Below are 9,203 nucleotides of genomic sequence, written 5' to 3' on the forward strand. Positions count from 1 at the left end.
CGCCCCTCCGCCTCGGCCTCACCGTGCCGGACGCGCTGAAGGTCCCGGACGGCAACAAGCTCACCGGCGTCTTCTCCGCCGCCGGCGTCCAGACCTACACCTGCACCAACAGCGCCTGGACGCTGCTGGAGCCGGCCGCCACCCTGTGGGCCAAGAACGACCGCACCAAGCGTTCCGTCGCCCTGCACTCCCGCGGCCCGGTGTGGGTGTCCACGGTGGACGGCAGCGCCGTCAACGGCTCCGCGATCGCCAACTCGCCCAAGACGGGAACCATCCCCGAGCTGCTGCTGAAGGCCACCGCCACCCGCGGCACCGGAGTGTTCGGCGACGTCTCCTACGTCCAGCGCCTGGGCACCAGCGGCGGCGTCGCGCCCACCACCGCCTGCACCGGCACCAGCACGGACCAGGTCAGCGTGCAGTACACCGCCACGTACGCGTTCTACAAGCCCGCCAAGTAACTCGACGGGTGGTGAAGGCAGTTGGCCCCCCGGGCGACCCCGAGGGGCCACTGCCGTGCGTTCGCGGGGTGCTCAACTCCCTTGCGGCGGCTCCTGCTCGGCCTTGATCCGGCCGTGCACCTCCCAGTCCCACACCGTCTCGCGCACCTCGTCCAGGGCGCGGGCCAGATGCCTGCGGTAGGTGCTGAACGCCAGGTTGAGCTTCCGTGCCACGGCGTCCTGGGTGGACGTCGAGTGGTACGTCAGCGTGAGCACGTCGTGCAGATGCCGGGTGCGGGGATGGGCGTTCAGCCGTTGTACGGCCTTGCCGATCAGGTCGCGGAGCGCGGTCACCGGGTCGCCCTCGCTGAGTTCCTCCACCAGCCGGCTCCGCAGCAGCGGGTTGTCGGTGAGCCCGCCGGGGTCGAGCCAGCCGCGCAGCGCCTCGCGGACGGCGGCGTCCGACTCGTCCCGACTCAGCGGTGTGACACGGGACTTGGGGTTCCCGGCCGTCGCGGCCGGTGCTCCGCCGAGCAGGCGCGCGTCGATGCCCTCGGCCCACTCCTCCACCCGCGCCGCCCGCCAGTCGTGGCAGAACAGGCCGTACCCGCGATCGGCGTGGACAGCCCGGCGGGGCGGCTGGAACATGCCCATGTACGTCATCAGCGGTGCCCAGAACTTCGGTTCGGCGCTGACGAAGCAGGACCAGGCGCAGTGCTTGGCGCGCAGCAGCTCGAAGACGATCCGCATCCGCACCAGGTCCCACGACCGCGAGGGGCGGTGGTGGTTCTCCTCGTGCACCATGAACCGTGCCACGGCAAGGTGTTCGCCCTGGCGTGGGGGAGTCATCGCGGAGACCAGCTCCCACGCCTCCGCCAGCACGGGGTCCGCCGCCCGGGTCTCGTCGTCGAGCGCGTCGATCCTCAACCAGGCCATGAACCCGAGGAGTTGACCCGTGTCGCAGCGCCGGTGGACGTGGAACGCCTCGGGCTGACGTCTCAACCAGTACGCGACCATACGGGCGTTGTGCTCGCCCTCGACCTTGTGGGCCAGCTCGATCAGCGCGGGGGCGTCCTCCGGGCGCATCAGCTGCTCGTGGACGGCGGGTTCGTCCCGGGTGCCCTGGAACTCCCTCATCCACTGCGCCCTGGAAACGATGTGGTTGAACTCGCGGGCGGCGCGCAGGGCTTCCTTCTCCGGTGCGTCGCGGACGCGCTCCACGAGGTGGCGGCGGACCGTGCGGTGCATGGCCTTGTAGCGTTCCGGGTCGCGCCAGCGGAAGTCGCTGTCGAGGGCGTCGCGGACGACGTCGTAGGGGCACACCCCGAAGGGGCCCGACTTCATGAACGACAACTGCCGCAGCCAGGCGAAGAGTTCGGTGGCGTCCTCGTCCGGGAGTGCCACGCGCAGCAACTCCTCGGTGGTGTCCGCGACATGGCCGCACACCTCCAGTGCCCGCCGGTGCGCGGGCGAGGGCGGTCTGCCGACGATGTGGGTCAGCAGGCGGTCGACGACCGTGCGCAGCGGGGCCCAGAAGACCTCGTCCGTCGAGGAGTTGTCGTGGGTCGCGGCTTCCGCGACCAGGCGCAGGGCGAGCGGATGGCCCGCGGCGAACCGGAGGAGGGACGCGTGCAGAGCGGGGTCGGCGCCCTGCGAGGTGAGCAGTGCCGCCGAGTCCGCGGGGCCCAACTCCCGCAGGGGCACGACCTGGAGGACCTCGCTCCACGCCAGGTCGGCCTTCCAGAGGGGGTCGGGTGCGTGGCGTCCGGCGACGACCACCAGGGCTCCGGCAGGTAACCGCGGCAGGAAGCGGTCGCGTATCCACTCCTCCATGGCGCGGTAGCGCTCGAAGTCGTCGACCAGCAGGACAGCGTTGTCGCGGGCGAAGACCTCGGCGGTCGCCTCCTCGAAGGCCGACGGCGAGAGCTCGACCGTACGGGCGTCGACGCCGACGACCGGCCGGCCCGCGGCGCGTGCCTCCGCGGCGAAGCGCTGCAGCAGCGCGCTCTTCCCGATGCCGCCCGGGCCGTGCAGCACGATGACCATCGGGGTGCCGGGTTCGCCGGCCAACGCCCGCCGGAACAGGGCGAGTTCCTCTCGCCTGCCGACGAAGTTCTGCAGACGGGCGGAGGCCAGTCTGTCGGCCAGCAGGCCGTTTCCGGCCGATCTGCCGGGCCCGTCCTGCGAGTTGGCGTCGCCGGGGCCGGACCGCAGGGCGGAATCGTCCTTCGCCATGCCGTTCCCTTCCCCGGAGTCGACCGCATCGGACCGCTGCGAAACCTACCGGGTCGGACCGGACGACGGGGCACGGCGAGACCTTACGTATGGCGGACGGGCGCCTCGGCCGGCTGAAGGAGAGACGCCGGCAGGACGCCGACTGGACGCCGAACCGGATGCCGTAAACCTGGGAGGGGGCCGTCCGTGGAAACCCGTATCGACCCGCTTCTTTGTCCTATTCGTGCTCGTTGAGGAACGCAGAAGGGTCCGTAGCCCTCCTTCTGTGTGAAGGAAACAGCACAGGCAAGGAAACCGGGGACTGAGTGGCATGGGTTTGACCAGCGAGACTACCGTTTATGTGGTGGCGGCCGTGGCTGCCGTCTGCGTGGCGCTGCTGGTCTGGGTGTGGCCGCGGCTCGCCAGTCGGGGCGTGCGGCAGGTGCTCGGGCGGCTGGCAGCCATTGGAGTGACTCAGGTCACCATCATCGCGGCGTTCGCGTGCTGGCTGAACTCCTCGTACCAGTTCTTCGGATCGTGGGGCGAGCTGTTCGGCAACGTCGACACCGCTCCCGTCGGCGTGACCCAGGCGGCCGACCACAACGGTGACGGCTCGATCGGCGGTGTCTCCGTGAAGGGGGCGCTGGTGCAGCCCGCCGGCGACGAGCAGCTGAGCCGGGTCAGCGGACTGCCCACCGGCAATCCCGCGGTGAACGGCAAGGTGGAGTCCGTCAAGGTCATCGGCCGCCGTACGGGAGTGGTCGACCCGGCGTTCGTCTACCTGCCGCCGCAGTATTTCCAGAAGGCGTACGCGCGCCAGCGCTTCCCCGTCGTCGTCGCGCTCAGCGGCTACCCGGGCAGCATCTTCAACCTCGCGCAGTACCTGCGGGTGTCGCAGACCGCCGGGCAGCTGCAGAAGAGCGGGCAGATGCAGCCGACCATCATGGTGATGATCCGGCCGACGATCGCCCCGCCGCGCGACACCGAGTGTGTGAACGTTCCGGGCGGACCGCAGACCGAGACCTTCCTCGCCAAGGACCTCCCGCAGGCCCTCAAGTCCGTCTACCGGGTGGGCCACGACGCCAGCGCCTGGGGCGTCATGGGCTACTCCTCCGGCGGCACCTGCGCCCTGCAGCTGACGATGCGCAACCCGCACGTGTACACGACGGCCGCCGCGCTCTCCCCCGACTACCGGATCAAGGACGACCCCACCACCGGCAACCTCTTCGGCAGCGGTCTCGGCCGTGTGAACCGGGTCAACGGACATGACCTGATGTGGCGGTTGAAGCATCTGCCCATTCCTCAGGTCTCCGTCCTGGTCGCCGACAGCAAGCACGGCGAGCGGGGCTATCCGCAGACCCTCGCCTTCATCAAGGCCGTCAAGGCGCCCATGCGCGTCGCGTCGATCCTGCCCGAGTCGGGCAGCCACAACTTCCCCACCTGGGTACGGGAGATGCCCGCGTCCCTGAAGTGGATGAACCAGCAACTCACCTTCCCCCAGGACGTCGTGCCCCGGCACGTCCCCAAGAAGGGCAACAGCACCGTACGGGCGGAGGGCACCGAGCCCAAGAAGCCCACCGCCGGGGCACGCAAGTAGCCGCAGGCAGATCACTGCCCGTTCGTACGCCCCAGCGTCCCGGGCAGCTCGCCCCGCCGCCGGATGCCCAACTTCCGGTAGGAACTGGTGAGATGGGTCTCCACCCACGATTGCGCGCGCCCCACCCGCCGCCTCAGGCGTAGTCGGTCGCGGGGACCGTGCCGTAGCGGCTCATCGTCTCGATCGTCGACTCGGTGTTGAACTCCCGGCCGCCGGCGATCATGTCCCGCAGCTCGCGGAAGTACTGCACGAACAGGTCGGGCGTGAAGGTGTTGACCATCACCGCGGGTTCGTCGCCGGGGTTGGCGAAGGTGTGCGGGGCGCCCGGCGGGATCATCGCGAGGGTGCCCGCCGGGGCGATGTGGACGGTCTCGCCGATGGTGAAGTGCACGGTGCCGGAGACGACGTAGAAACCCTCGTCGTGCTGGGCGTGGCGGTGCTGCGGCGGGCCCTGGGTGTGCGGGGCGATGGTGATCTCGCCGATGCCGAGACGGTGGCCGGTCGTGCTGCCGTCCTCCAGGATGCGCATCGTGACCGGCCCCAGGCGGATCGACTCGCCGTCGTCAGGACCGACCACGGAAACCTCGTTCATCGCCGACTCCCTTGTGTGTGGCGCGAGTTGTGCGCTCGTCGCGCTGTGGCGCGCCCTCAGAACAGTAGGCGCGCATCTCTCGTTATGCAAGCAGACTCTCATGATGAGAGCTTGTCGTGATAACGTAAGGGAGACGGACGGCAACGACGAGCGAACACGGGGAAGTGACGCACCGATGGCGACAGCACAGACGGACACGGGCCGCAGCAACCAGAAGAAGCGCACCCGTACGGCGATCGTCGAGGCGGCGCGCGGGCTGATCGGCACGGGCAGCGAGGTGACGATGCCCGAGGTCGCCCGCGTCGCCCTGGTCTCCGAGGCCACCGCCTACCGCTACTTCCCCGACCTGCCGTCGCTGATCGGCGAGGCCCTGGCCGGTGTCTGGCCCGACCCCGTCGACGCTCTCGGCCCGGTCGCCGACTCCCGCGATCCGGTCGAACGGATCGCGTTCGCCTGCGAGTTCCTGCTCCGCGGCACCCTGGCCCGGCAGGGCGGGGTGCGCGCGATGATGGCCGCGACCATCGTCCGCCCCGACGCGGCCAACATGCGCCCCGGCATCCGCTTCGGCCTCATCGACCACGCCCTCGCCCCCCTGGCGGCCACCCTCGGGGAGTCCGACCCGGACGCGTTCACCCAGCTGAAGCGGGGCCTCGCGGTGGTCATGGCCGCAGACGCCCTGTTCACCCTCACCGACCAGTGCGGCCTCGCCCCCGACGACGCGATCGCCAGCGCCGTAAGCACCGCGAAGACCCTGACGGAGGCGGCGGTACGCGCGGCGGCGGAGGGTTAGGAGCGAGGGTTCGGGGCGGCTTGCGTGCGGGCTGCTCAACTGCCCTTTGTCTCTACGGCGGTTGGGTCCGTCGCCAGCCAGTGGCCGTCCGTGGTCCAGCTGAGGAGTCGGCGGGCGCGGCCCCCGTCCGCCGTGCCGTCGGGGGCGAAGCCGCCGCCCTTCGCGACCAGGCGCAGCCCGGCCAGTGCGGGCGCGAGGCGGGCGGAGACATGGGCGGCGTGACGGGCCGCCTCCGCGTCCAGGTCGTCGAGCACCCGCCGCTGTTCTGCGGGCGGGCAGAGGGACAGGTGGAACACCAACTGCCGCCAGGCGTACGCCGCGTCCTTGATCGTGGAGTACGGCCACGGGTTGCGGTGCACCCGGGCCGTCAGCCGGCACACGGTGCCGAAACAGCGGCGCGCCAGGTCGGCCCAGCCCGGCTCGGGGGCGATGCCGACCCGGTGGACCAGCGTGGCCAGGTTGTGCGTGGTCAGGATCTGGGACTGCTCGATCACCTTGCCGTTGGCCGCCACCCAGGACCCGGACGAGGAACCGGACTTCGACCCCGCCGGGGCCGAGGACGCCGCTGCGGCCCGCTCCGCGCACAGTCGCGCGAACCCCGGGGACGTCCGTGGCCCGGCCCCGTCCGCCCGGCCCGAGGCCTCGCTCGCTTCGGCGATCGCCAGGTCGCGGATCGCCGCGTAGCCGATGCCGTAGTACCGCTCGTACAGCGAACCGGCGAGCAACTCGCCCGCGATCCCGGCCGCCACCAGGAACTTGGGGCCGAAGGCGTCCATGAAGATGTCCGCGGCCAGCTCCTCCACCAGCGGGGCGCCCAGCCCGGACTGGCGGGCGAGCACGCCGAGTTCGCGCACGAGCGGGTTGGGCAGGATCGTCCCCGGGAACCCGCGCACGGCCAGTTCGCCCAACTGCCGTAGCAGCAGGGCCGCTTCGGCCGTGCCGTCGCCGCGCCGCGCGGCCACCGCCCGGACCCAGGGCAGTTCCTCGACCCGGACCTGCCGCTCCAGGTTGAGGAGAAGCAGGGAACGGCGGTTGCGGAACGCGCGGTAGTTCGCGGCCATCAGCGTCCGCAACGCCTGGTCGTCGTAGGCCCGCGCGGTGGTCACGGCGACCAGCTGCGGTACCAGTTCGGCCAGTACCTCGGCCGAAGGGACGACTCCCCGTTCCACGAGGGTGGCTACCGGTGCGCTGAGCGCGCCCTCGACCACCTGGCTTACGGCGGGCGGGAGTTGGGCACCGGCGGGCAGACCGGTCTCCAGCTCCTCCGCTCCGGTCACGGAGGCGAGTACGGGTGCGAGGTCGGCGATGCCCGACTCCTGGGGCAGCCCGGCGAGGCGGCCCACCACCACTTGCGCAAGGGCGTAGTGGGAGGGGAGCGCGGCCTGGGTCCGCTGTATGCGGCGCAGTTCCGTGTGCGGGGCCGAGCCCGGCATCCCGCGCCGCCGCACCATCGACGCGACGGCGTGCCGCAGCAGCCCGAGCCGCCGCGCGTCCAACGGCCGTCCGGCGACGGTCTCTTCCAGCGCCCCGCGCAGAATGCCCAGGTTCTCCTGGGGGTTGCGGTGCTTCCCGCAGCGGGTGTGCTCCTCGGCCAGCTGCCGGTATCGGCTCAACAGACCGGCACCGCGCGCCAACCAGTCGGCATCCGGGACGAGTTCGAGTACCCGCCCGTCCTCCCCGCCCGCCGTCTCCAGCCAGTGGACGAGCAACTCGTCCCCGAACGGCTGCCATACGGCGAGTGCCTCACGCTGTGTCTCCACGGCCGGGTCGGGGCGCCGCCGGACGAGCCGGTCCACGGTGTCGGAGACGCTACGGCGGTGCAGCGCGTCGGTGACGTCCGGCGCGGGCCGGCCGGTCGACGGGCGTGGCAGGAACCGGAGTTGATCCGCGAACGGCTCCAGCTCCGCGACCAGGTCCAGCGCGGCGGCCGTCTCCCCGTGCCGCACCAGCCAGGCCATGGTGAGCAGCGCGCCCTCCTCGGGCACGGTCACCTCGTACCGCCCGCTGTTCAACTGCCCCCACAGCCAGGCGAGTCCGGCGTCGGTGAGGCAGTGCGCGAACAGCGCCCGCCGGTCCGCGGGCACGCCGAACCGCTCCGCGAGCCGCGTCTCGTACGGCTGGAGCGGGCCGCCCGCGCTCGGGGTGCCCGTGGCGAAGCCGCCGTGCACCACCTCGGGGGTGACCCAGGCCGGGAGCCCGGCCACCGGGGTGCGCGAACCGATCGACAGCAGGCCGTCGGCCATCCCCGCGAGCACGGCACGCCAGCGCGTCACGCGGCCCTCCGCGCGACGGCGGGTGTCGGCGTCCTCGTGGGTCAGGGCGGTCGTGAAGGCCTTGGCCAACCGGCCCCGGGCATAGCCGGGGGCCGCGATGAGGTGCTGCTGGTCAGCGTCGTCGTCCATAAGCCGACGTGGCAGGTCCTGCCCCTGCGCCCTCCGGGATAAGAGCCCGGTGCTCTGCTGCTGAGCTACACGCCGATGAGCAGCGACGCTAGACGCGGAACGGGCCGCCGTACAAGGGGATTTCGACGGACAAGGGGATGGCGGTGTGCGGGGGGATGCCGGTCACAGCACCTTCCGGTGGACCAGCGCCGACAGCATCAGCGCGCCCGGCAGCAACGGCACCCACACCGTCAGGACGCGGTAGCCGATGACGCTCGCCGTGGCCAGGTCCATGGGGGCGCCGAACGCGACCATCGTGAACACCGTCGCCGCGTCCACGGGACCGATCCCGCCGGGTGCGGGAACGGCGCCGGCCGCGGTGCTGGCGGCGAGGAACGCGAGGACGACCTGCGCCCAGGACAGCGGCATGCCGAGCGAGGCCCCGACCGAGAAGATCACGGTCGCCTGGAGCACCGGCGCGGCGGCCGCTCCGCCCCACAGGGCGAGGATCCGGCTGGGCATGGTGTGCAGCTGCCGTACGTCGGTCAGGGCGGTGCGGAAGCAGCGGAGGACCGGGCGGCGCAGCGGAGGTACTACCGCCAGGAGCAGGGCGGCCGTGCCGAGCGCGAAGCCCAGCCCGCCGAAGGCGAGGACCAACGACCAGCCCCGCGGGACGAGTTGGCCGAACCTCAGCATCTCGGGGAAGGCGATGAGGAAGGCGACGAGCACGATGGTCTTCGCGATCGGCCTGACGAGCGAGTACAGGGCGAGCGAGGCGGTGGCGCGGGCGAGGGGGATGCCGCGGCCCTGGAGGAAGCGCAGCGTCACGGCGTGGGCGCCGATGCTGGCCGGCAGCGCGTGGTTGGCGGCGCCGGCGGCGAACTGCGAGGCGATCAGCAGCCCGGTCGGCAGCCGCTCGGGCACGGCACCCTGGCGGACGAGGGCGGCGGTCCCCCAGCCGAGGCAGGTGAAGAAGAACGCGGCGAGCAGCCACCAGGGGTCGGCGGAGGCGAGCCGGGCCGTGCCGTCGTACATGGCACGCCAGTCGACCGTCGCCCACACCACGATCAGCAGCAGGGGCAGCAGGGTCAGGATCTTGGTGACGAGGCGTGCCGCGGAGGGGAGGCGGAAGGGGACGGGGGCGGGAGTGGGGCCGGCGGTGGGGACGGGGAGCGGCCCGGGGAGCGGCCCG

General features: G+C 71.8%; 7 protein-coding genes and 1 tRNA gene. 3 read left to right on the forward strand and 5 right to left on the reverse strand.

Annotated features, from left to right (window positions below; translation table 11 throughout):
- On the forward strand, positions 1-458 hold a 458-nt coding region (locus tag AC31A1_RS39900; RefSeq protein ID WP_489657977.1), incomplete at its 5' end, for a DUF3455 domain-containing protein.
- Between the two features lie 72 nt (positions 459-530).
- On the opposite strand, the gene AC31A1_RS39905 is transcribed toward AC31A1_RS39900, so the two are convergent.
- A complete protein-coding gene (locus AC31A1_RS39905) occupies positions 531-2,672 on the reverse strand; it encodes an ATP-binding protein (protein WP_489657978.1) in 2,142 nt (713 codons plus the stop codon).
- Positions 2,673-2,982: 310 nt separating this feature from the next.
- On the opposite strand from AC31A1_RS39905, the gene AC31A1_RS39910 reads away from it, so the two are divergent.
- Entirely contained in the window at positions 2,983-4,248 is a 1,266-nt protein-coding gene (locus tag AC31A1_RS39910) for an alpha/beta hydrolase (RefSeq protein ID WP_489657979.1), read from the forward strand.
- Positions 4,249-4,381: 133 nt separating this feature from the next.
- Here AC31A1_RS39910 and AC31A1_RS39915 read toward each other — a convergent pair whose 3' ends face one another.
- Positions 4,382-4,840, reverse strand: a complete 459-nt coding sequence (locus AC31A1_RS39915; protein WP_489657980.1) for a cupin domain-containing protein — start codon at positions 4,838-4,840, stop codon at positions 4,382-4,384.
- 175 nt (positions 4,841-5,015) lie between these two features.
- Here AC31A1_RS39915 and AC31A1_RS39920 point away from each other — a divergent pair, with 175 nt between their 5' ends.
- On the forward strand, positions 5,016-5,630 hold the full coding sequence (locus AC31A1_RS39920) for a TetR/AcrR family transcriptional regulator (protein ID WP_489657981.1): 615 nt from the start codon (positions 5,016-5,018) through the stop codon (positions 5,628-5,630).
- Positions 5,631-5,665: 35 nt separating this feature from the next.
- Here AC31A1_RS39920 and AC31A1_RS39925 read toward each other — a convergent pair whose 3' ends face one another.
- The 3 genes from AC31A1_RS39925 to AC31A1_RS39935 all read right to left on the reverse strand — a co-directional run.
- Entirely contained in the window at positions 5,666-8,032 is a 2,367-nt protein-coding gene (locus AC31A1_RS39925; protein ID WP_489657982.1) for a hypothetical protein, read from the reverse strand.
- Between the two features lie 3 nt (positions 8,033-8,035).
- Positions 8,036-8,107: transfer RNA gene (locus tag AC31A1_RS39930), tRNA-Lys, on the reverse strand.
- Between the two features lie 87 nt (positions 8,108-8,194).
- Positions 8,195-9,203 (reverse strand): lysylphosphatidylglycerol synthase transmembrane domain-containing protein (locus AC31A1_RS39935; RefSeq protein ID WP_489657983.1); only part of this gene is annotated, 1,009 nt, incomplete at its 5' end.

It is taken from the genome of Streptomyces sp. P5F9 (assembly GCF_057961495.1).

Excerpts from the sequence above, each read along its gene's own strand:
- AC31A1_RS39910 (WP_489657979.1), top strand. The coding sequence starts at position 2,983 with ATGGGTTTGACCAGCGAGACTACCGTTTATGTGGTGGCGGCCGTGGCT.
- AC31A1_RS39920 (WP_489657981.1), top strand. The coding sequence starts at position 5,016 with ATGGCGACAGCACAGACGGACACGGGCCGCAGCAACCAGAAGAAGCGC.
- AC31A1_RS39905 (WP_489657978.1), bottom strand. The coding sequence starts at position 2,672 with ATGGCGAAGGACGATTCCGCCCTGCGGTCCGGCCCCGGCGACGCCAAC.
- AC31A1_RS39925 (WP_489657982.1), bottom strand. The coding sequence starts at position 8,032 with ATGGACGACGACGCTGACCAGCAGCACCTCATCGCGGCCCCCGGCTAT.
- AC31A1_RS39915 (WP_489657980.1), bottom strand. The coding sequence starts at position 4,840 with ATGAACGAGGTTTCCGTGGTCGGTCCTGACGACGGCGAGTCGATCCGC.